Here is a 20,356-nt window from a genome sequence, read left to right on the forward strand (position 1 = left end):
TCAGGGCAGGCGGAGCCTGCGCATCGCCCGCATCGCCTCGGTGAGCACCTTGCTGGGCACGTCCCCGCCGAGGGCGTAGAGGGTGTCCAGGGACAGGCCGGCGCTCAGACCACGCTGCGCCACCACGCTCTGGACCTCGGTGACCGCCTCGACGGCCTCGCGGCCGTGCCGTCGTCCGAGGCCGGAGGCCTTCATGCCGCCCATGGGCGCGCCCGCGGAGCCCCAGGCCTGCAGGTAGCCGTCGTTGATGACCACCGTGCCCGCCTGGACCCGGGCGGCGACCTCCCGCGCCCGCGCGACGTCGCGGGACCAGATCGAGGCGTTGAGGCCGAACTCCGTGTCGTTCATGACGTGCACGGCTTCGTCGTCGCTGGCGACCCGCGTCACCGCCACGACGGGTCCGAACGTCTCCTCGCGCAGGCAGACGGCGTCCTCCGGGACGTCGTCCAGCACCGTCGGGGCGTAGAAGTAGGGTCCGACGTCGGAACGGTGCACCCCACCGGCCAGCGCCCGCGCTCCCTTGGCCAGGGCGTCGTCGACGTGCGCCGCGACCTTCTCGAGCTGGTCGGCCGACACCAGCGAACCGACGTCGGCCGTGTAGTCGAGGCCCGCGCCGAGCGCCAGCGCGCGCACCGCCGGGACGAACCGCTCCAGGAACTCGTCGGCGACGCGCTCGTGCAGCACCAGGCGCTCGATCGACATGCAGAGCTGGCCGGCGTTGGAGAAGCAGGCCCGCACCACGCCCGGCACGGCCGCGTCGAGATCGGCGTCGGCCGCGACGTACAGCGGGTTCTTGCCACCCAGCTCCAGCGTCGCGCCGATGAGCCGTCCCCCCGCCCGTGCGGCGATCTTCCGGCCCACCGCCGTCGAACCGGTGAAGGCGACGTGGTCGACGCGGTCCACGAGATCGGCCCCGACCTCGCCACCGCCCGCCACGACCGCCAGCAGGTCGTCGGGCAGGCCGGCCTCGGCCAGGAGCTCGGCGGCCCACAGCGCGGACAGCGTGGTCTGCGGGTCGGGCTTGAGCACGACGGCGTTGCCCGCCAGCAGCGCGGGGATCGCCTCCGACAGGGCGAGCGTCAGGGGGTAGTTCCACGGCGCGATGACGCCCACGACGCCGACCGGCCGGCGGTGCACCCGGGCCCCGGTGAGCACCGACAGAGCACCGGGGACGCGCCGGTCGGCGAGGTAGCGCGGCCCGCGCACCACGTAGTGACGGCACGTCTGCGCGATGTCGGCGACCTCCTCGAAGGCGCTGCGCCGGGACTTGCCGGACTCCATCTGGATCAGGTCGAGGATCTCGGACTGACGTTCCAGGACCAGCGAGCCGAGCCGGTCGAGCACCCGGGTGCGCGCGGCGAGCGGCGCCGCGGCCCAGTCGTGCTGGGCCGCCCGGGCGGCGTCGACGGCACGGGCGACGTCGTCGGTCCCGGAGAGCGGGACCGCGGCGAGCGGAGCGCCCGTGAACGGCGACGTGCTGCGGTGGGTGCCGGCGTCGTGCGACGTGACGACCCGGCGGACCAGTGGTTCGACGACGTCCGGTTCGAGGACGTACGTGGATGCCGGCAGCTCGGGGTCGATCACGTCGTCCAGAGCACCGTCGCTCTCGTGCGCAGTTGCCATGGGCGACACTCTATGCGGCGCCGGTGACGGCTCGGTGAACGATGCGTCAGATGTCCGTGTCGTTCGCTCTCAGCGCGAGGGGTCGAGCGTGCGGCCCAGCACCGTGCACTCCACGTCGTCGTAGCCGAGGGTCGCGTAGAACCCCCGGACCGTGGTGTTCGTGGTGCGGACCATCAGGCGCACCCTGCTCGCACCGGCCGCCCGCAGCCACTCCTCCGCGGACCCGACGAGCCGGCGGCCGAGCCCGGTCCCCTGGAGCCCGGGCGCCACGGCCACGTAGTAGAGCCATCCCCGGTGTCCCTCGTACCCGGCCAGCACCGACCCGACGACGGCGGAGGTCGCGTCGAGCGCGACCAGCACCGTGGACGTGGGGTTGCGCCGCGCGTCGGCGATATCCCGGTGCGGGTCGTTCCACGGCCGGGTCAGGTCGCACTCGCGCCACAGCGCGACGACCTGCTCGACGTCGTCGTCCGTGATCTCCCGCAGGACCGTCTGCTGCGGGCCAGGCGCGGTCACCGCGGCTGGTAGGGCGACATGACGACCTCGACCCGCTGGAACTCCTTGAGGTCGGAGTAGCCGGTCGTGGCCATCGCCCGCCGCAGGGCACCGACCAGGTTCGTGGTGCCGTCCGCCTGGCGCCCGGGCCCGAAGAGGATCTCCTCCAGGGTGCCACCGGTGCCCACCGCGACCCGCTCACCGCGCGGGAGCTGCGAGTGGTGCGCCTCCGGGCCCCAGTGCCAGCCCTTTCCGGGCGCCTCGGAGGCCCGGGCCAGGGCGGCGCCGAGCATGACCGCGTCGGCCCCGCAGGCCACGGCCTTGACGATGTCGCCCGAGTGGCCCACCCCGCCGTCCGCGATGACGTGCACGTACCGGCCCCCGGACTCGTCGAGGTAGTCGCGGCGTGCGGCCGCGACGTCGGACACCGCGGTCGCCATCGGTGCGTGGATGCCCAGGCTGACGCGGGTGGTGTGGGCCGCTCCCCCGCCGAAGCCGACGAGCACGCCCGCGGCACCCGTGCGCATGAGGTGCAGGGCCGCGGTGTAGGTCGAGGCCCCGCCGACCACCACGGGGACGTCGAGCTCGTAGATGAACCGCTTGAGGTTCAGCGGCTCGGCGTTGCCCGAGACGTGCTCGGCGGAGACGGTGGTGCCCCGGATGACGAACAGGTCCACCCCGGCGTCGACGACCGTCTGGTAGTGCTCCTGGGTGCGCTGCGGGGACAGCGCCCCGGCGACGGTGACGCCGGCCGCGCGGACCTCCTTGAGGCGCTGGGTGATGAGCTCCGGCTTGATCGGCTCGGCGTAGATCTCCTGCATGCGGCGCGTCGCCTGGTCGGCGGGCAGCTCGCAGATCTCCGCGAGCAGCGGCTCCGGGGACTCGTACCGGGTCCACAGCCCCTCGAGGTCCAGCACGCCGAGACCGCCGTGGTTGCCCAGCGCGACCGCGGTGTCCGGGCTCATCACCGAGTCCATCGGCGCGGCCATGATCGGCAGGTCGAAGTGGTAGGCGTCGATCTGCCACTCCGTGGACACGTCCTTCGGGTCACGGGTGCGGCGCGAGGGCACCACCGCGACGTCGTCGAAGGAGTACGCGCGGCGACCGCGCTTGCCACGTCCGATCTCGATCTCGTTGCTCACCCCGCAAGCGTACCGGCCGCGGCCCGGGCCCCCGGGCCCCGCACGCGGCTCGCACCCGACCGGAGCCTCCGGAGCTCCTGGTCACGGGTGTCGGTGGCGGGTGGCATCGTCCGGGCCCAGGACGTGAGGAAGGAACGCGCGATGGACGACACCGCTGTCCACACCACATGGGTCGGCGGCCCGCTGCTGGGCTTCGACACCGAGACGACCGGCGTGGACGTGCACTCCGACCGCATCGTCACCGCCGCCGTCGTGCTGCGCACGGCCACGACGACGGACGTGCGCACCTGGCTGATCGATCCCGGGATGGCGATCCCGGCCGAGGCCGCGGCCATCCACGGGGTCACGACGGAGCACGCCCGCGCCCACGGGGCGCCGCCGCGGCAGGCACTGGCCGAGATCGCGGCGGTCCTCGCCGAGCACACGCGCGCCGGGGTACCGGTCGTGGCGTACAACGCGGCGTTCGACCTGACGCTGCTCGACGCGGAGCTGGCCCGGCACGGGCTCCCCACGCTGCCCGAGCGGCTCGGCCGTCCGGTGGCGCCAGTGCTGGACCCGCTGGTCATCGACCGGTGGCGGGACCGCTACCGCCAGGGCAAGCGACGCCTCGGCGACCTGGTGGACCTCTACGGCATCGCCGGCGAGGGCGAGCTGCACAGCGCCGACGTCGACGTCCTGGCGACCCTCGACGTGCTCGACGCCCAGCTCCTGCAGTACCCCGACCTGCGGGCCGTGGCCCTCGACGCCCTGCACTCCGCCCAGCAGGACGCGCACCGCCGCTGGGCCGACAACTTCAACGCGTGGCGCCGCACGCAGGGCCTGCCAGGCCCGGGAGCGTCCCCGGCCTGGCCGGTCGAGCCGCCCGCAGCGGGCTGACTCAGGACACCTTGTAGTTGGGTGCCTCGACGGTCATCATGATGTCGTGCGGGTGGGACTCCTTGAGGGAGGCCGACGTGATCCGCACGAACCGGCCGTTGGCCTGCAGCTCCGGCACGGTGCGCGCACCGACGTAGAACATCGTCTGGTGCAGGCCGCCCACGAGCTGGTGCACCACGGTGGCCAACGTCCCCTTGTACGGCACCTGGCCCTCGACGCCCTCGGGCACGATCATGTCGTCGCTGGTGACCTCGGCCTGGAAGTAGCGGTCCTTCGAGTAGGACTTCTTGCCGCGCGAGGACATGGCGCCCATCGAGCCCATCCCGCGGTAGGCCTTGAACTGCTTGCCGTTGACGAGGATCTGGTCGCCGGGGGCCTCCTCGGTGCCGGCCAGCATCGAGCCGAGCATCACCGCCTCCGCACCAGCGACGACGGCCTTGCCGATCTCGCCGGAGTGCCGCATCCCACCGTCGGCGATGACCGGCACGCCGGCCTCCCGCGCCGCCAGCGAGGCCTCGTACACGGCGGTGATCTGCGGAACGCCGACGCCGGTCACGACGCGCGTGGTGCAGATCGAGCCGGGCCCGACACCGACCTTGATCGCGTCCGCACCCGCCTCGACGAACGACCGGGCGCCCTCCTTGGTGGCGACGTTGCCACCGATCACCTGGACGTCGCGCGTGGCCGGGTCCGACTTGAGCCGGCGGACCATGTCGATGAGCATCCGGACGTTGCCGTGCGCGGTGTCCGCGACCAGCACGTCCACGCCCGCGTCGATGAGGGTGGTCGCCCGCTCCCAGGCGTCCCCGAAGTACCCGATGGCCGCGCCGACCATGAGCCGCCCCTGCCCGTCCTTTGACGCGTCGGGGAACTGCTCGGACTTCACGAAGTCCTTGACCGTGATCAGCCCGGCCAGGCGGCCCTCGTCGTCCACGAGCGGCAGACGCTCGAGCTTGTGCTTGCGCAGCAGCGCCGTCGCGTCCTCGCGGGAGATCCCGGCACGCCCCGTGATGAGCGGCTGCGGCGTCATGACGTCGGAGACCGTCGTGGTGGCCCACTCGGCGACGGGGGTGAAGCGCAGGTCGCGGTTGGTGACGATGCCGACGAGCTTCCCGCCCTCGTCCAGCACGGGGAAACCGGAGACCCGGTACTGCCCAGCGCGCTGGTCGAGCTGCTCGAGCGTCGCGTCGGGTCCGATGGTGACCGGGTTCGAGATGATGCCGGTCTGGGTCCGCTTGACCAGGTCGACCTGGTAGGCCTGGTCCTGGATAGAGAGGTTGCGGTGCAGGACACCGAGCCCGCCCTGTCGCGCCATGGCGATCGCCATCCGCGACTCGGTGACGGTGTCCATCGCCGCGGACACCAGCGGCACCCTCAGCGAGATCTCGCGGGTCAGCCGCGACGTCGTGTCGATGTCCGTGGGCGCCAGGTCCGAGTACCCCGGCAGCAGCAGGACGTCGTCGTAGGTGAGGCCGAGGAATCCGAACGGGTCGTGCGCTGGCGAGGTCGTCTCCGTCATGTCCCGAGTCTACGGCGGGACGAGCGGGCTCCGGTGGTGCCGTCCGTCACCTGGTGACGGCCTGTCGCCTGACAGCCGGTCGCCGCTCCGGCCCGGCGGCCGGGCGGGCGGACCGGTTCACGAGGAGACGACGGCGAGGACCTCGTGGAGCAGCCCGGTGAAGGACCGCACGCGCTGCACCTGGGGCGCGAGCGGGATCTCGGTCGCGGCGTCGTCGCGGCGCAGACCGACGAAGATCGGCAGGTCGGGGAACCCCTCGTGCACCGCGTGCACGACGTCGAGGTCCGGCCGCCGCTGCGTCGTCGCCAGCACGAGGGCGGCGGGCCGGACCATGGTGACGAGCTCGAGCGAGCGCCGGGTGCTGGCGGGGCCGGTGACGATCCGCGCGGTCTTCCCCTTGGCTGTCAGGGCGGCCGCCAGCGCGTGCGCGGACAGCGGGACGACCTCGTCCGGCGCGGCGAAGATCAGCACGATGTTGCGCATGCGGCTCGGGTGGTTGGCGGGCGGGCCACCGTTCTGGACGACGGCCTGCTCGAACGCCTCGGTGAAGGAGCGCAGCGCGTGCAGGGCCGCGGTGGCCAGCACCACCTCGGGGACGGCGCCGGGCCCGGCAAGCACGGTGCGCTCGGCGACACGGTTCCAGGCCGGCTCCAGGAGGTGGGCCCACCACATCGCGGGGTCGCCGTGCGCGGGGATCCGGAGCAGGTCGTCGCAGCGGCCCTGGTCGTAGGCGAGAGCCGCGTCGACGACGGCGGAGACCTTGCCGGAGGCGTTCTGGCCGGCGGCCCCGTACCCGGTCGAGGCGCCGGCGCCCCCCTGCCCGCCGCCAGGGAGGGCGCGCAGGTGGGCCCGGCCTGGCCGGGCGGTGGCGTCGTCGGTGGCGCCGGAGCGACCGCCGTCGGCCTCCGACGACTCGGGCGGCACGGGCGGCACGGGCGGCGCGGCCTTCTGCGCCCTGTCGAGCTCCTCGACGTCGGCCTCCAGGGCTGCCTCGGCGGCGTCCACCGGTGCCACGCCCTCGAGGGTGAGCCGTCGCATGACGAGCAGCCGAGCGACGTCGTCGGGGGTGTAGCGCCGGTGCGAGCCGGCCGTCCGGTCGGACGGGCCCAGGCCGTAGCGTCGGTCCCAGGTCCGCAGCGTCGCCGGGGCCACCCCGAGACGCCGCGCCACGGCCGCGACGGCGAGTCCGGGTCCGGACGGGCGTGACCCGCCCGAGTCCTGGGCCGGTCGCGAGGAGGTCATGCCTCGATTCTGCCAGGGGTTCGCGCGACCGCCACTGCACCTCCCGGCGCGTCACGATCCGAGCCAGGTTCTTGCCGTCAAGCAAGTCATCGCTCCGGGGAATCGGTTCATGGCCTGGTCAGACGATCCGCGTGCGACAGGTACGCCCAACTTGCGTCGACCCCTTGAACAACCTCTGCACAACTTGTAGGTTGTTCGCCATGACGGAGATCTCGAGACTGCCAGGGCCGGTGATGGAGCTGTGGGAGTGGCAGTACCAGGGAGCGTGCCGCGACGCGGACGACACCCTGTTCTTCCACCCCGAGGGCGAACGCGGTTCGACCCGCCGACGGCGGGCCGAGGCCGCGAAGGCGATCTGCCACTCGTGCCCGGTGATGATGCAGTGCCGCGAGCAGTCGCTGCGGGTCCGTGAGCCGTACGGCGTCTGGGGCGGGCTCAGCGAGGACGAGCGCAGCGCCGCGCTCGCCGGCCGCGAGCGCAAGGTCGGCTGAGCCGGAGGTGCAGCGACGGGTGGGGGCCGAGGGACGAGGCACCCGCACGACGCGAACCGCAGGCTCCGCCGACAACGACACGGCTGAGCCGGAGGTGCAGCGACGGGTGGGGGCCGAGGGACGAGGCACCCGCACGACGCGAACCGCAGGCTCGGCTGACGCCCCCCGCACACGACGAAGCCCCGCACCACGGATGATGCGGGGCTTCGTGCGTCAGCGTCGAGGGCTGCGGATCAACCCACGACGACGGCGAGGATGTCGCGCGCGGAGAGCACCAGGTACTCCTCGCCCGCGTACTTGACCTCGGTGCCGCCGTACTTGCTGTAGATGACCTTGTCGCCGACCTTGACGTCGACCGGGACACGGTTGCCCTGGTCGTCGAAACGGCCGTCGCCGACCGCCAGGACCTCACCCTCCTGGGGCTTCTCCTTGGCGGTGTCCGGGATGACCAGGCCGGAAGCGGTCGTGGTCTCGGCCTCGACGGCCTTGACGACGATCCGGTCCTCGAGCGGCTTGATGGGGACCGACACGTCGGACCTCCTTGTTCGCGATGACTAGCTGGACTGGGACGCACCCTGTCGCTGGCCGTCGTCGCGGGTGCCGGCACAGCGTGAGCGCTGGGACCAAATCTAGGCAGCCGTTAGCACTCTGACAAGTCGAGTGCCAGGATTCCTCTGCGAGCGTCATCGGCGCACGTCCCGCACGCCGCCTGAGACGATGACCCCATGGACGCGGCCTCCCTGACCAAGCTGCTCAGCCCCGAGGGCTGGGCGCTGCTCAACGCCCTCCCGCCCTACGACGAGGGACAGGCGATGGTGCTGGCCACGCGGCTCCGTGCCGAGGGGGTCGATCCCGATCTCGCCGCCGCCGTCCTCACCCAGTCCCGGCTGCGGGCGAAGGCCCGGACCAAGCTCGGCTCCTTCGCCGACGGCATGCTGTTCACCCCCGACGGCGTCGAGCAGGCCACCCGGCTGGTCGTCGCCGGGCTGCACGCCCGTCGCTACCTCGCGGCGGGCGTCACCAAGGTCGCCGACCTCACCAGCGGCGTCGGCGCAGACGCGCTCGCCTTCGCGGGCGTGGGCCTCGACGTGCTGGCCACGGACGTGGACGAGATGACCGCCGCCATGGCGACGGTCAACCTCCGCGCCTTCCCCGAGGCCGAGGTCCGGCACGCCGACGGGCTCACGCTCGACCTGGCCGCCGAGGGCGTGGACGGCGTCTACGCCGACCCCGCACGACGCACCCGCGGCGGGCGGCGGATCTTCGACCCGTCCGCCTACGCGCCCCCGCTCGACGCGGTGTGGGCGCTGCGGGACCAGGTGCCCGCGCTCGGCATCAAGGTCGGTCCCGGCATCCCCCACCACGGGTTGCCGGCCGATGCCGAGACGCAGTGGGTCTCGGTCGACGGCGACGTCGTCGAGGCCGGGCTCTGGTTCGGTCCGCTCGCCCCCGACGGACCGGGGCGGTCCGCGCACGTCCTGCGCACGACGGCGGAGGGCACCGCGTCGCGCACCCTGCGGACCGGGCGCACGGACGGCACCGGCGAGGAGGCCGACGGCGAGCTCGTCCCCGAGGTCGGTCCTGTCGGCGCCTACCTGTACGAGCCGGACGGCGCCGTCGTGCGCGCCGGGCTGGTGGCGCACGCCGCCGCCGAGCTGGGCGGACGTCTCGTGGACCGCACCATCGCCTACGTGACGGCGGACGCCCCGGCCCCGGCCCCGCCGTCGGGCACCGCACCCCTCGCCACCGGCTACCGGGTGCTGGACGTGATGCCCTTCAACCTCAAGAAGCTGAAGGCGTACCTGCGCGAGCGGGGCGTCGGGCGGCTCACCGTGAAGAAGCGCGGCACGGCCGTCACGCCGGAACAGCTCCGTGCGCAGCTCTCGCTCAAGGGCGACGCCTCGGCCACGCTCGTCCTCACCCGGGTGGCGGGCCGCCAGCACGTGCTCGTCGTGGAACCGCACGCCGGCCGCGCATAGGACACTCCGGCCCACGGCGTGGAAGCATGGGGCCATGTCGCTGGACTTCGCGCCGTCCCGGCGCTCGAGCGTCGGGCTCGAGTGGGAGCTCGCGCTGGTGGACGCCGACTCGGGCAACCTGCGCCAGGTCGCGCCCGCGGTGATGGAGGCGCTCGGCCCCGACCCCCGGTCCCGGCACGTCAAGCCGGAGTTCCTGCGCAACACCCTCGAGGTCGTCTCCGGCGTCTGCGACACCGTGGGTGCGGCGATCTCGGACCTGGAGGCGGGGGTGGCCGCCGTCCACGACGTCATCGGCCCGATGCGTGCCGAGATGATGGGTGCGGGCACCCACCCGTTCGCGCACTGGTCCCAGCAGCAGGTGACGGACAAGCAGCGGTACGCCACCGTGGTCGACCGCACCCAGGTGTGGGGCCGCCAGCAGGTCGTCTACGGCGTGCACGTGCACGTCGGCATCGAGGACCGCGCCAAGGTGCTCCCGATCGTGCGGTCCCTGCTCGTGTACGTCGCCCACCTGCAGGCGCTGTCGGCGTCGTCGCCGTTCTGGGGAGCGGACGACACGGGCTACGCCTCGATGCGAGCCTTGATCTTCCAGCAGCTGCCCACCGCGGGTCTGCCGTACCAGTTCGCCGAGTGGGACCAGCTCGAGCAGTACGTCGACGACATGCTCAGGACGGGCGTCATCGACGACTTCACCGAGGTGCGCTGGGACATCCGCCCCGCCCCGCACTTCGGCACGGTGGAGGTCCGGGTCTGCGACGGCACGTCGAACGTGCTGGAGCTGGCCGCGCTCGGGGCGCTCGTGCACTGCCTGGTGGAGCACTTCTCCACCCTGCTCGACGAGGGCCGGCCGCTACCCACGATGCCCCGCTGGTTCGTGCACGAGAACAAGTGGCGCGCGGCCCGGTACGGCATGGAGGCGATCATCATCCTCGACGCCGAGGGCAACGAGGAGCTCGTCACGGACGCCCTGCCGCGCCTGCTCGACGAGCTCGCCCCCGTGGCCGACCGCCTGGGCTGCGCCGCCGAGCTCGACGGCGTCCGCGAGATCGTGCGCGCCGGGGCCTCCTACCAGCGCCAGCGAGCGGTGGCCGCGGCGCACGGCGGCGGGCAGCCAGGCCTCGAGGCCGTGGTGCGCTCCCTGGTCGCGGAGCTGCGGGCGGGGCGGCCGCTGCCGGTCGGCTGACCGGTCAGAGCCGGCGCTCGTGCCGGACGGGCCGGAGCCGCTCGGGCGCCGTCGTCGCCTCGGGGTACTCGCAGGTGAAGGTGCCGTCGTAGCCGAAGAGGAAGCCGAAAACGCCGTTGCGGACCTCGAGGTCGAGGCGGAAGACGCCGGCCTCGTCGTCGTAGGCCTCGCGCAGCGTCGCCCGGCCCGAGAACAGCATCGGGAAGCGGAAGCCGAGCAGTCCCTCGTAGAAGCGCTGGGCGCCCGAGCGCAGGAGCAACGAGCCGTCGGGCTCGACCCGCAGGTCGAGGTCCACGGCGAGGTGCTGGTGCGTACCGAGGTAGTCGACGATCGTGCCGCGGGTGGCGTCCAGGACCATCGTCGCGTCGAAGCGGCTCGGACGCGGACGTCCCGGGACGCTGTACTCGCGCACGAACGTCACCGTCTCGCGCCCGTGGGGGTCCCGGTAGGGGTAGTTCTCCACGACGAAGGGCACGTCCTCACCGACGTCCGCGACGAGGATGTTGCGCAGGCGACCGATCTGCAGGAACGGCACCGTCCACCACGGGCCGCGGCGGATGCGCCGCATGGTGCCGCGGCCCACGCAGGCGTACCCACCGTCGGTCGACACCCCGAAGCGTCGCCGGAGCTGCGGGTGCAGCCGGTCGAAGTCCGCACCCAACGCCTGGCGGAAGATGCTCGCACCGGCCCGGCCCGGCGTCCCGTCGAGCGTCCCGTCCGGCGTCTCGGTCACGGTGCCTCCAGGGTGTCGAGGGAGCGCGGGGCGTCGCGCATCGGGTCGCGGCCCGGACGCCGGGTCACGCAGCGAGAAGCCCGGGGCCGGTCCCGGCCCCAGAGGGCCAGGACGGAGCGCAGGGGCCACCGCTCGGGCGGGACGCCGGTCTCGGCCCAGATCCGCAGCCGGTCGAAGCTCCACGCCGTCATCCACAGCACCACCGGGCGCAGCAGCCGGTCGGCCACGCGGCCGAACCCCGGGGTGTAGTCGTACCCGGTGACGAAGCGGACCCCGCCCTCGACCGGGGTGTACCGCCAGTACCCGCGCCCGTCCCGCAACGGCGAGGTGCGGTCGTCGGTGTCGAAGCGCAGCGCGGACGTGCACGTGCCGCCGGGGCCGTGGCGCTCACCCAGGGAGGTGCCGGTGCCGCGGATCGTGTGCGGTCCCAGCGCCCGCTCGTACCGGAACCGGGTGGCGCCCGTGGCCGTGGTGCCGGTGGGCGCGATCCGGCTGAACCGCAGGTCCCAGCGCACGTGCTGCTCGGGGTCCTGAGTCAGCTCCCACAGCCGGTCGAGCGTCGTGCGCACGACCACCTCGACGTACAGCGCCCGCACGCGGTCAGACCGTGATGGCGGTCAGCGGCATCGAGGAGTCGACGCCGATGTCCAGGTCCGACGGCGCCACCCCGGCCCGCACGACGGCGGACCCCAGCGCGGCGATCATCGCCCCGTTGTCGGTGCAGTAGCGGATCGGCGGGATGCGCAGGTCGATGCCCGCCTCGGCGCAGCGTGCGGCGGCCAGCTCGCGCAGCTGGCTGTTGGCGGAGAACCCGCCGCCGATGACGAGCGTGTCGACGTCGTGCGCCCGGCAGGCGGCGATCGTCTTGGCGGTGAGCACGTCGACGACGGCGGCCGCGAAGGAGGCGGCGACGTCGGCGACCGGTACCTCGCGCCCGGCGTCCTGGCAGGTCTCCACCCACCGGGCCACCGCCGTCTTGAGGCCGGAGAAGCTGAAGTCGTAGGCGTGCTTGGCCTGGTCCTTGCGGGCCGTCAGCCCGCGCGGGAACCGGATGGCCTCGGGGTCGCCCTCGCGGGCGAGCCGGTCGATGTGCGGGCCGCCGGGGTAGGGCAGGCCGAGCAGCCGGCCGACCTTGTCGAAGGCCTCCCCCGCCGCGTCGTCGAGGGTGGAGCCGAGCTCGGTGACACCGGTGGCGATGTCGTCGACGAGCAGCAGCGAGCTGTGGCCGCCGGAGACGACCAGCGCCATCGCGCGTCCGGTGAAGGGGCCGTCGACGAGCTGGTTGACGGCGGCGTGGCCGATGACGTGGTTGACGCCGTACAGCGGCTTGTCGAGCCCGATCGCGAGCGCCTTGGCCGCGCTCGCCCCGATGGTCAGCGGACCGACGAGACCCGGTCCGGCGGTGACGGCGATCGCGTCGACCTCGGACAGGTCGACGTCGGCCTCCCCGAGGGCGCGGCGGATGGTGGGGACCATCGCCTCGAGATGGGCTCGGCTGGCGACCTCCGGGATGATCCCGCCGTACCGGGCGTGCTCGTCCATGGAGCTCGCGACGGCGTCGAACAGCAGCGTGTCACCACGCACCAGCGCGACGCCGGTCTCGTCGCAGGAGGTCTCGATCCCGAGCACCAGGGGCTCACCACCGGTCTGGTCAGTCATGGCCCCCATGATGGCACCGCCGGCGGCGACGGAAACACGAAAGTTACGTGGACCTGACAGATCGGACACCTCGGCGTACTTAGGTTCATCTGAACCTAACCGGCCCCGAGGGGCCCGCCACGAACGGAGCACGTCATGCGTCCACGGACACACGCCGGCACGAGAAGTCTCGGCGTCCTCTCGATCGCAGCACTGACCGTCAGCGCTCTCACCGCCTGCGGGGCCCAGGTCGACACGGCGGGCGGCGAGCCGTCCGGCTCCACCGCCACGAGCTGTGTCGACACCTCGGGCGACACGGTCAAGATCGGCTTCCTCAACTCGCTGTCGGGCACGATGGCGATCTCCGAGCAGACCGTCCACGACTCCCTGCAGCTCGCTGCCGCCGAGATCAACGCCGACGGCGGGGTCCTCGGCAAGGAGCTCGAGATCGTCACCGAGGACGGCCAGTCCGAGCCCACCGTGTTCGCGGAGAAGGCCACGAAGCTCATCACCAGCGACTGCGTCGCCGCGGTCTTCGGCGGCTGGACCTCCGCCTCGCGCAAGGCGATGCTGCCGGTCTTCGAGTCGGACGACTCCCTGCTGTTCTACCCGGTGCAGTACGAGGGCCTGGAGTCCTCGCCCAACATCTTCTACACGGGTGCCACCACCAACCAGCAGATCGTCCCCGCGCTCGACTACCTCGCGGAGCAGGACGTCGAGTCCCTGTACCTGGTCGGGTCGGACTACGTGTTCCCGCGGACCGCGAACAAGATCATCGACGCCTACGCCGAGGCGCACGGCATCGAGGTCGTGGGCGAGGAGTACGCACCGCTGGGCCACACCGACTTCTCCACGATCGTCAACAAGGTGAAGTCGGCCGACGCCGACGCCGTGTTCAACACCCTCAACGGCGACTCGAACGTCGCGTTCTTCAAGGAGTACTCCAACGCCGGCCTGGTCCCGGCCGACATGCCCGTGATGTCGGTGTCCATCGCCGAGGAGGAGATCGGCGGCATCGGCGTCGAGAACGTCGAGGGTCAGCTCACCGCCTGGAACTACTACCAGACCGTCGACACCCCGGAGAACGCGGCCTTCGTCGAGGCCTTCCAGGCCGAGTACGGCGCCGACCGCGTGACCTCGGACCCGATGGAGGCCGCCTACGACTCGCTCCACCTGTGGCGGGGCATGGTCGAGAAGGCCGAGTCCTTCGACGTCGCCGACGTCCAGGAGGCCGCCGACGGCGTCTCGTTCGACGCGCCCGAGGGCACCGTCACGGTGAACGGCGACAACCACCACATCGCCAAGACCGCGCTCGTCGGCCGCATCGGCGCCGACGGGCTCATCCACACCGAGTGGAGCTCCGACGGCCCCATCGAGCCCGACCCGTTCCTCGAGGGCTACGACTGGGCCGACGGCCTGTCCTGACCACCGACCCGACGCCGCCGACGATCGGACACCGACGATGGACATCCTCCTCTCCCAGCTCTTCGCGGGTCTGAGCCTCGGCTCCGTGCTCCTGCTCGCCGCCCTCGGCCTCGCGCTGACGTTCGGGCAGATGGGCGTGATCAACATGGCCCACGGGGAGTTCATGATGGCCGGCGCCTACACCGCGTTCGTGGTGCAGGGCGTCGTCGGCAGCGCGGGGGTGAGCCTGCTGGTCGCGCTGCCGCTCGGGTTCGCGGTCGGCGGGGTCCTCGGGCTCGTGCTCGAGGCGACGCTCATCCATCGCATGTACCACCGCCCGCTGGACACCTTGCTCGTCACGTGGGGCGTCGCCCTGGTGCTCCAGCAGGTGGCCCGCGACGTGTTCGGCGCCCCGAACGTGGACGTGACCGCGCCGGAGTGGCTCTCCGGCGCGGTCACGATCGGGGACGTGGCGCTGCCCAAGACACGACTGTTCATCCTGACCGTCGCGATCGCCTGCGTCGCCGCCCTGTCGGTCGCGCTGAAGGCGACGCCGCTGGGGCGGCGGATCCGCGCCGTCGTCCAGAACCGCGACCTGGCGGAGGCGTCGGGGATCTCGTCGCGCGCCACCGACCGGCTGACGTTCTTCATCGGCTCCGGTCTCGCCGGAATCGCCGGTGTCGCCCTCACCCTGCTCGGGTCGATCGGGCCGACGCTCGGGACGAGCTACATCGTCGACGCCTTCCTCGTGGTCGTGGCGGGAGGCATCGGTCAGATCAAGGGCACGGTGATCGCGGCGACCGCCCTCGGGCTGATGCAAGCCTTCTTCGAGTACTCCACGACGGCGTCGGTCGCCAAGGTGCTGGTCTTCGTCGTGATCGTCGCCTTCCTGCAGGTGCGGCCCCAAGGGCTGGTCACCGTGCGGACGAGGAGCCTGGCATGACCACCACCCATCCCTCCACCGGACGGCTGCACGCGCTGCTGCGGCCCGGACGCTCCCGGGCCCTGGCCGGCTTCGCCCTCGCCGCCGTCGTGCTGTTCGCCGTCGCCCCCGTGCTGCTCAGCCCGTTCCGGCTCAGCCTGCTCGCCAAGTTCCTGTGCCTGGCCATGGTCGCGGTGGGCATCGGGCTCGCCTGGGGCCGCGGCGGGCTCCTGACCCTCGGCCAGGGCGTCTACTTCGGGCTCGGCGCCTACCTCATGGCCATGCACCTCAAGCTGGCCGACGCCGGACCCGGCGGCGTGCCCGACTTCATGAGCCTGTACGGCACCGGCGAGGTCCCGTGGTGGTGGGAGCCGATGCGCTCCCCCGTCGCCACGGTGGTGCTCATCGTGCTCGTCCCGGCCGCGCTCGCGTTCGTCCTCGGCTGGGCGGTGTTCACCCGGCGGGTGCGCGGCGCGTACTTCGCGATCCTCTCCCAGGCCCTGGCGGCCGCGTTCGCCATCCTGCTGATCGGTCAGCAGCAGACCACCGGCGGCACCAACGGGCTCAACGGGTTCCGGGCCTTCTTCGGCTACGACCTCACCGACCCGGTGAACCAGCGCATGCTCTACCTGATCGCCGCCGGGGTGCTGCTGGTCATGGTGCTCGTCGCCCGTCAGCTCATGGTCTCGCGGTTCGGCGAGCTGCTCGTGGCGGTGCGCGACGCCGAGGACCGCGTGCGGTTCCTCGGCTACAACCCCGCGGCGGTCAAGACCGTCGCCTACGTCGTCGCCGCGGTGATGGCGGCCGTGGGCGGGGCCCTGTTCGTCCCGATCGTCGGGATCATCTCGCCCGCCGACGTCGGTGTCGTCCCCTCCATCGGGTTCCTCGTCGGGGTGGCGATCGGCGGACGGGCGACCCTGCTGGGTCCCGTCCTCGGCTCGGTGGCCGTGAGCTGGGCGCAGACCTCCATCTCCGAGCAGTTCCCCTCCGGCTGGATCTATTTCCAGGGCGCGCTGTTCATCCTCGTCATCGCGTTCCTGCCCGGCGGGCTCGCCTCGCTCGTGCGCCGACGACGGCGGAGCCCCGCCGAACCACCCGTCCCGCAGACCGAGGGGAGACCGGCATGACCGACGTCCCGGCCACCACCGTCCCGACCAGCGAGCCGGCCGCCGAACCACCCGCCGAGCCGCCCACCGAGGCTCTCGCGGACGCCCTCCTCGGCAGCGACGACGTCCGGTTCCGCCACGACTACCTCGAGGTGCGCGGGCTGCGCGTCGCGTTCGGCGGGTTCGTCGCCGTGCGCGACGTCGACCTCACGGTGACGCAGGGCGACCTGCGGTTCCTCATCGGCCCCAACGGCGCCGGCAAGACCACGCTGATCGACGCCATCACGGGCCTCGTGGGCGCCACCGGCTCGGCGCGGTTCGGCGGCACCGAGCTGCTCGGCCGCGGCACGCACCGGATCGCCCGCGACGGCGTCGGCCGGACGTTCCAGACTGCCAGCGTGTTCGAGGAGCTGACCGTCCTGCAGAACCTCGACATCGCCGCCGGTGCCCGGCGCGGCCCCGCCGCACTGCTCCGACGACGCCGGGGCACGCCCGAGGCCGTCGAGCAGGCGCTGGAGCTCATCGGTCTCGCCGCCCTGCGCGACACGACGGCAGGGGTGCTCGCCCACGGGCAGAAGCAGTGGCTCGAGATCGGCATGCTGCTCGTCCAGGACGCTCACCTCATGCTGCTCGACGAGCCCGTCGCCGGCATGACCCAGGGTGAGCGGGAGGCCACGGGCGAGCTGCTGCGACGCATCGGCTCCCAACGGGCCGTCGTGGTGGTGGAGCACGACATGGAGTTCCTGCGGTCGTACGCGGACTCCGTGACGGTCATGCACCAGGGCCGGGTGCTGGCCGAGGGGACGGTCGCCGAGGTGCAGGACGACCCGGCCGTCGTCGAGGTCTACCTCGGCGCCCCCACACCCGCCGAGCCGTCGCCCACCGATTCCGCGACACCCGAGGAGGCGTGATGCTCGAGCTCATCGGCATCAGCACCGGCTACGGCCGCACGGCCGTGGTGCACGACGTCGACGCCACCGTCCCCGAGGGGGGCCTCACGGCGGTGCTCGGCCACAACGGGGCCGGCAAGACGACCCTGCTGCGCGCCGTGCTGGGTCTGCTGCCCGTGCGGGCCGGCACCGTCCGGCTCGCCGGCGAGGACGTCACGAGGTGGCCGCCGCACCGTCGGGTGCGGCGCGGCATCGCCTACGTCCCCCAGGGCCAGCAGTCCTTCGGTCAGCTCACCGCCCGGGAGAACCTCCAGGTGGTGGCCGACGCGCACGGCGCGGCCGGCCGCCGGCGCACCACCGAGGCCCTCGAGCTGTTCCCCGCGCTCGGCCCGCTGCTGGCACGCCCCGCCGGGCTCCTGTCCGGCGGGCAGCGCCAACAGCTCGCGATCGCCCGGGCCCTCGTGACCGGCCCCCGGCTCCTCGTCCTCGACGAGCCGACCGAGGGCATCCAGCCGAACGTCGTCCGGGAGATCTACGACGCGATCACCACGCTGAAGGCCTCCGGCGACCTGTCCGTCCTGCTCGTCGAGCAGCACATCGGGTACGCCGTCGAGCACGCGGCGGAGTATCTCGTCATGACGTCCGGCCGGATCACGCACCGCGCGCCGGGCGGCTCCGCCGCCGTCCACGACGCCCGCGAGGCGATGGCCCTGTGAACCGCGCGAGCCACCGCCGCGCACCCGAGCGGCAGGAGACCCCGTGCACCTGACACCGGCCGACACCGAGAAGCTGCTCCTCGCCGTCGCCGGCATGGTCGCGCGCGACCGGCTCGGCCGCGGGGTGCGCCTCAACCATCCCGAGACGGTCGCCCTGCTGTCGTGCTGGGTGATCGAGCGGGCCCGCGAGGGCTCCGACGTCGCCACGCTCATGCGCGAGGGAACCACCGTGCTCACCCGTGACCAGGTCATGGACGGCGTGCCCGACATGCTCACCGACGTCCAGGTCGAGGCCACGTTCTCCGACGGGCGCAAGCTCGTCACCCTCCACCACCCCATCCCCTAGGAGCGCCCGTGTCCGCTGCCAGCCCCACCGGTCCCGGCGCGGTCCGGGTCGCCCCGGGCCGCCTCGAGCTCAACGCCGACCGAACCCCCGCCGAGCGCCTGCGTCTCGTGGTCACCAACACCGGGGACCGTCCCGTGCAGGTCGGGTCCCACGTCCACCTGCCCGACGCGAACGCGGCGCTGCGCCTGGACCGGACCGCGGCGCACGGCTTCCGGCTGGACGTGCCCGCCGGCACCTCGCAGCGGTTCGAGCCCGGGGTGAGCCGCGAGGTCGACGCCGTCGCCCTGCGGGGTGCTCGACGCGTCCCCGGCCTCCAGCAGGGCAAGAGCGACGGGCAGGTGCGCTGATGGTCTGGATCGACCGCGAGCGCTACGCCGCCCTCTACGGCCCCACCGTGGGCGACCAGGTCCGCCTCGGGGACACCGACCTGTGGATCGAGGTGACCGAGGACCGCACCGTCGGCGGCGAGGAGGCCGTGTTCGGCGGCGGCAAGACCATCCGCGAGTCGATGGCGCAGTCCACCCGCACCCGGGCCCAGGGTGCGCTGGACACGGTCATCACCAACGCCGTCGTGCTCGACTGGTGGGGCGTCGTGCGCGCGGACGTCGGTCTGCGCGACGGTCGCGTCGTGGCGCTCGGCCGCTCCGGCAACCCTGACGTCGCGGACGGCGTGCACCCGGAGCTCGTGATCGGGCCGTCCACCGACGTCATCTCGGGCGAGGGGCGCATCCTCACGGCGGGCGGCTTCGACCCGCACGTCCACCTGCTGTCCCCCTCGGCCCTGCACGAGGCGCTCGCCACCGGCATCACGACCGTCGCCGGTGGCGGCACCGGACCGTCGGAGGGTTCCAAGGCCACCACCGTCACCCCGGGGGCCTGGCACCTGCGCCAGGTGCTGCGGGCGCTCGACCCGGTCCCTCTCAACGTGCTGCTGCTGGGCAAGGGCAACACCGTCAGCGCCGAGGCGCTCGCCGAGCAGGCGCTCGCCGGTGCCGGGAGCTACAAGGTACACGAGGACTGGGGCTCGACCCCCGCCGCGATCGACGCGGCCCTCACGGCGGCCGACGAGTGGGGCCTGCAGGTCGCCCTGCACTCGGACTCCCTCAACGAGGCCGGGTTCGTGCAGTCCACGATCGACGCGATCGACGGCCGCGGCATCCACGCCTACCACGTCGAGGGTGCCGGCGGCGGGCACGCCCCCGACATCCTGACGATCGCCTCGCTGGAGCACGTGATCCCCGGCTCGACCAACCCGACGCTGCCGCACACCGTGAACACGGTGGCCGAGCACCTCGACATGCTCATGGTCTGCCACCACCTCAACCCGGCGGTGCCCGAGGACCTCGCGTTCGCCGAGTCGCGGATCCGTGCGAGCACCATCGCCGCCGAGGACGTCCTGCACGACATGGGCGCCATCTCCATCACGTCCTCGGACGCGCAGGCGATGGGCCGGATCGGAGAGGTGATCACCCGGACGTGGCAGGTGGCGCACGTCATGAAGCACCGTCGCGGGTCGCTCGGCAGCAGCGAACCGGCGGACAACGAGCGCGCCCGGCGGTACGTCGCCAAGTACACGATCAACCCGGCGGTCGCCCACGGCGTCGACGACGAGATCGGGTCGGTCGAACCCGGCAAGCTCGCCGACCTCGTGCTGTGGGACCCACGGTTCTTCGGTGTCCGGCCCGAGCTCGTCGTCAAGGGCGGGGTGATCGCCTGGGCGGCGCTCGGCGACCCGAACGCCTCCATCCCGACGCCGCAGCCCGTCCTCCAGCGGCCCGCGTTCGGCGACGTGATCGCGGCGGACCTGTCGCTCGCCTTCGTGGCGCCCGCCGCGATCGAGGACGGGCTCGGCGACCGGCTCGGCCTGCGCCGCCGCCTCGCGCCGACCATGTCGACCCGGGGCGTGGGCAAGTCCGCCATGCGCAACAACGACGCCCTGCCCCGGATCGACATCCGCCCCGACACCTTCGAGATCCGCATCGACGGCGACCTCGTCGAACCCGCCCCCGCCGTCCGGCTGCCCCTGGCGCAGCTCTACTCGATGTTCTAGC

21 protein-coding genes are annotated in these 20,356 nt (G+C 72.8%); 12 read left to right on the forward strand and 9 right to left on the reverse strand.

Annotated features, from left to right (window positions below):
- The 3 genes from UQW22_RS00510 to UQW22_RS00520 all read right to left on the reverse strand — a co-directional run bounded on the left by UQW22_RS00510 (position 1) and on the right by UQW22_RS00520 (position 3,260).
- A complete protein-coding gene (locus UQW22_RS00510; protein ID WP_407318907.1) occupies positions 1–1,623 on the reverse strand; it encodes a succinic semialdehyde dehydrogenase in 1,623 nt (540 codons plus the stop codon).
- A 69-nt stretch (positions 1,624–1,692) separates the two neighbouring features.
- Complete coding sequence (locus tag UQW22_RS00515) at positions 1,693–2,139, reverse strand: GNAT family acetyltransferase (protein WP_407318908.1); 447 nt, start codon at positions 2,137–2,139, stop codon at positions 1,693–1,695.
- Entirely contained in the window at positions 2,136–3,260 is a 1,125-nt protein-coding gene (locus UQW22_RS00520) for a GuaB3 family IMP dehydrogenase-related protein (protein WP_407318909.1), read from the reverse strand. Before UQW22_RS00520 ends, UQW22_RS00515 begins: the two co-directional genes overlap by 4 nt.
- A gap of 141 nt (positions 3,261–3,401) precedes the next feature.
- Here UQW22_RS00520 and UQW22_RS00525 point away from each other — a divergent pair, with 141 nt between their 5' ends.
- The gene (locus UQW22_RS00525) at positions 3,402–4,136 is read left to right on the forward strand and encodes an exonuclease domain-containing protein (RefSeq protein ID WP_407318910.1); all 735 of its coding nucleotides are present in this window, start codon (positions 3,402–3,404) and stop codon (positions 4,134–4,136) included.
- A gap of 1 nt (position 4,137) precedes the next feature.
- On the opposite strand, the gene guaB is transcribed toward UQW22_RS00525, so the two are convergent.
- Together guaB and UQW22_RS00535 are read right to left on the reverse strand one after the other, a co-directional pair.
- On the reverse strand, positions 4,138–5,655 hold the full coding sequence (gene guaB / locus UQW22_RS00530; protein ID WP_407318911.1) for an IMP dehydrogenase: 1,518 nt from the start codon (positions 5,653–5,655) through the stop codon (positions 4,138–4,140).
- A gap of 117 nt (positions 5,656–5,772) precedes the next feature.
- Positions 5,773–6,897, reverse strand: coding sequence for a MerR family transcriptional regulator (locus UQW22_RS00535; RefSeq protein WP_407318912.1), 1,125 nt, complete (start codon positions 6,895–6,897; stop codon positions 5,773–5,775).
- Between the two features lie 200 nt (positions 6,898–7,097).
- Between UQW22_RS00535 and UQW22_RS00540 the strand changes: the two genes are divergently transcribed.
- Positions 7,098–7,388: a WhiB family transcriptional regulator gene (locus UQW22_RS00540; RefSeq protein ID WP_407318913.1), complete on the forward strand. Its 291-nt coding sequence runs from the start codon at positions 7,098–7,100 to the stop codon at positions 7,386–7,388.
- Between the two features lie 233 nt (positions 7,389–7,621).
- Here UQW22_RS00540 and groES read toward each other — a convergent pair whose 3' ends face one another.
- Positions 7,622–7,918: a co-chaperone GroES gene (gene groES / locus UQW22_RS00545; protein WP_171782504.1), complete on the reverse strand. Its 297-nt coding sequence runs from the start codon at positions 7,916–7,918 to the stop codon at positions 7,622–7,624.
- Positions 7,919–8,113: 195 nt separating this feature from the next.
- Between groES and UQW22_RS00550 the strand changes: the two genes are divergently transcribed.
- Positions 8,114–9,367 carry a THUMP-like domain-containing protein gene (locus tag UQW22_RS00550; protein WP_407318914.1) on the forward strand — a complete coding sequence of 418 codons (1,254 nt, stop codon included), beginning with the start codon at positions 8,114–8,116 and terminating at the stop codon, positions 9,365–9,367.
- A 34-nt stretch (positions 9,368–9,401) separates the two neighbouring features.
- Positions 9,402–10,550: a glutamate--cysteine ligase gene (locus UQW22_RS00555; protein ID WP_407318915.1), complete on the forward strand. Its 1,149-nt coding sequence runs from the start codon at positions 9,402–9,404 to the stop codon at positions 10,548–10,550.
- A 4-nt stretch (positions 10,551–10,554) separates the two neighbouring features.
- Here the strand turns inward: UQW22_RS00555 and UQW22_RS00560 are convergent, their stop codons facing one another.
- Genes UQW22_RS00560 through tsaD form a run of 3 tightly spaced genes read right to left on the reverse strand, consistent with a single transcriptional unit; the run spans position 10,555 to position 12,942 of the window.
- A complete protein-coding gene (locus tag UQW22_RS00560) occupies positions 10,555–11,283 on the reverse strand; it encodes a DUF4166 domain-containing protein (RefSeq protein WP_407318916.1) in 729 nt (242 codons plus the stop codon).
- Entirely contained in the window at positions 11,280–11,879 is a 600-nt protein-coding gene (locus UQW22_RS00565; protein ID WP_407318917.1) for an SRPBCC family protein, read from the reverse strand. The genes UQW22_RS00560 and UQW22_RS00565 overlap by 4 nt, the downstream gene beginning before the upstream one ends.
- Before the next feature lie 4 nt (positions 11,880–11,883).
- Entirely contained in the window at positions 11,884–12,942 is a 1,059-nt protein-coding gene (tsaD, locus tag UQW22_RS00570) for a tRNA (adenosine(37)-N6)-threonylcarbamoyltransferase complex transferase subunit TsaD (protein ID WP_407318918.1), read from the reverse strand.
- Positions 12,943–13,077: 135 nt separating this feature from the next.
- On the opposite strand from tsaD, the gene urtA reads away from it, so the two are divergent.
- From urtA to UQW22_RS00610, 8 genes are read left to right on the forward strand one after another with little or no spacing between them, the layout of a single operon-like run.
- Positions 13,078–14,346 carry an urea ABC transporter substrate-binding protein gene (urtA, locus tag UQW22_RS00575; RefSeq protein ID WP_407318919.1) on the forward strand — a complete coding sequence of 423 codons (1,269 nt, stop codon included), beginning with the start codon at positions 13,078–13,080 and terminating at the stop codon, positions 14,344–14,346.
- Positions 14,347–14,383: 37 nt separating this feature from the next.
- Positions 14,384–15,268, forward strand: coding sequence for an urea ABC transporter permease subunit UrtB (urtB, locus tag UQW22_RS00580; RefSeq protein ID WP_407318920.1), 885 nt, complete (start codon positions 14,384–14,386; stop codon positions 15,266–15,268).
- Positions 15,265–16,374 carry an urea ABC transporter permease subunit UrtC gene (urtC, locus tag UQW22_RS00585; protein ID WP_407318921.1) on the forward strand — a complete coding sequence of 370 codons (1,110 nt, stop codon included), beginning with the start codon at positions 15,265–15,267 and terminating at the stop codon, positions 16,372–16,374. The genes urtB and urtC overlap by 4 nt, the downstream gene beginning before the upstream one ends.
- Complete coding sequence (gene urtD, locus UQW22_RS00590; protein WP_407318922.1) at positions 16,371–17,264, forward strand: urea ABC transporter ATP-binding protein UrtD; 894 nt, start codon at positions 16,371–16,373, stop codon at positions 17,262–17,264. The genes urtC and urtD overlap by 4 nt, the downstream gene beginning before the upstream one ends.
- Positions 17,264–17,959, forward strand: coding sequence for an ATP-binding cassette domain-containing protein (locus UQW22_RS00595; protein ID WP_407318923.1), 696 nt, complete (start codon positions 17,264–17,266; stop codon positions 17,957–17,959). The genes urtD and UQW22_RS00595 overlap by 1 nt, the downstream gene beginning before the upstream one ends.
- 43 nt (positions 17,960–18,002) lie before the next feature.
- Positions 18,003–18,305 carry an urease subunit gamma gene (locus UQW22_RS00600; protein ID WP_407318924.1) on the forward strand — a complete coding sequence of 101 codons (303 nt, stop codon included), beginning with the start codon at positions 18,003–18,005 and terminating at the stop codon, positions 18,303–18,305.
- Positions 18,306–18,313: 8 nt separating this feature from the next.
- Entirely contained in the window at positions 18,314–18,652 is a 339-nt protein-coding gene (gene ureB / locus UQW22_RS00605) for an urease subunit beta (protein WP_407318925.1), read from the forward strand.
- Positions 18,652–20,355 carry an urease subunit alpha gene (locus tag UQW22_RS00610; protein ID WP_407318926.1) on the forward strand — a complete coding sequence of 568 codons (1,704 nt, stop codon included), beginning with the start codon at positions 18,652–18,654 and terminating at the stop codon, positions 20,353–20,355. Before ureB ends, UQW22_RS00610 begins: the two co-directional genes overlap by 1 nt.
- Position 20,356 lies beyond the last annotated feature (1 nt).

The sequence above is a fragment of the Isoptericola halotolerans genome (genome assembly GCF_045689585.1).
Classification (GTDB): domain Bacteria; phylum Actinomycetota; class Actinomycetes; order Actinomycetales; family Cellulomonadaceae; genus Isoptericola; species Isoptericola halotolerans_B.

Excerpts from the sequence above, each read along its gene's own strand:
- UQW22_RS00550 (WP_407318914.1), top strand. The coding sequence starts at position 8,114 with ATGGACGCGGCCTCCCTGACCAAGCTGCTCAGCCCCGAGGGCTGGGCG.
- UQW22_RS00610 (WP_407318926.1), top strand. The coding sequence starts at position 18,652 with ATGGTCTGGATCGACCGCGAGCGCTACGCCGCCCTCTACGGCCCCACC.
- UQW22_RS00540 (WP_407318913.1), top strand. The coding sequence starts at position 7,098 with ATGACGGAGATCTCGAGACTGCCAGGGCCGGTGATGGAGCTGTGGGAG.
- urtA (WP_407318919.1), top strand. The coding sequence starts at position 13,078 with ATGCGTCCACGGACACACGCCGGCACGAGAAGTCTCGGCGTCCTCTCG.
- UQW22_RS00525 (WP_407318910.1), top strand. The coding sequence starts at position 3,402 with ATGGACGACACCGCTGTCCACACCACATGGGTCGGCGGCCCGCTGCTG.
- UQW22_RS00555 (WP_407318915.1), top strand. The coding sequence starts at position 9,402 with ATGTCGCTGGACTTCGCGCCGTCCCGGCGCTCGAGCGTCGGGCTCGAG.
- UQW22_RS00535 (WP_407318912.1), bottom strand. The coding sequence starts at position 6,897 with ATGACCTCCTCGCGACCGGCCCAGGACTCGGGCGGGTCACGCCCGTCC.
- guaB (WP_407318911.1), bottom strand. The coding sequence starts at position 5,655 with ATGACGGAGACGACCTCGCCAGCGCACGACCCGTTCGGATTCCTCGGC.
- UQW22_RS00595 (WP_407318923.1), top strand. The coding sequence starts at position 17,264 with ATGCTCGAGCTCATCGGCATCAGCACCGGCTACGGCCGCACGGCCGTG.
- urtD (WP_407318922.1), top strand. The coding sequence starts at position 16,371 with ATGACCGACGTCCCGGCCACCACCGTCCCGACCAGCGAGCCGGCCGCC.
- tsaD (WP_407318918.1), bottom strand. The coding sequence starts at position 12,942 with ATGACTGACCAGACCGGTGGTGAGCCCCTGGTGCTCGGGATCGAGACC.
- UQW22_RS00510 (WP_407318907.1), bottom strand. The coding sequence starts at position 1,623 with ATGGCAACTGCGCACGAGAGCGACGGTGCTCTGGACGACGTGATCGAC.
- urtB (WP_407318920.1), top strand. The coding sequence starts at position 14,384 with ATGGACATCCTCCTCTCCCAGCTCTTCGCGGGTCTGAGCCTCGGCTCC.
- urtC (WP_407318921.1), top strand. The coding sequence starts at position 15,265 with ATGACCACCACCCATCCCTCCACCGGACGGCTGCACGCGCTGCTGCGG.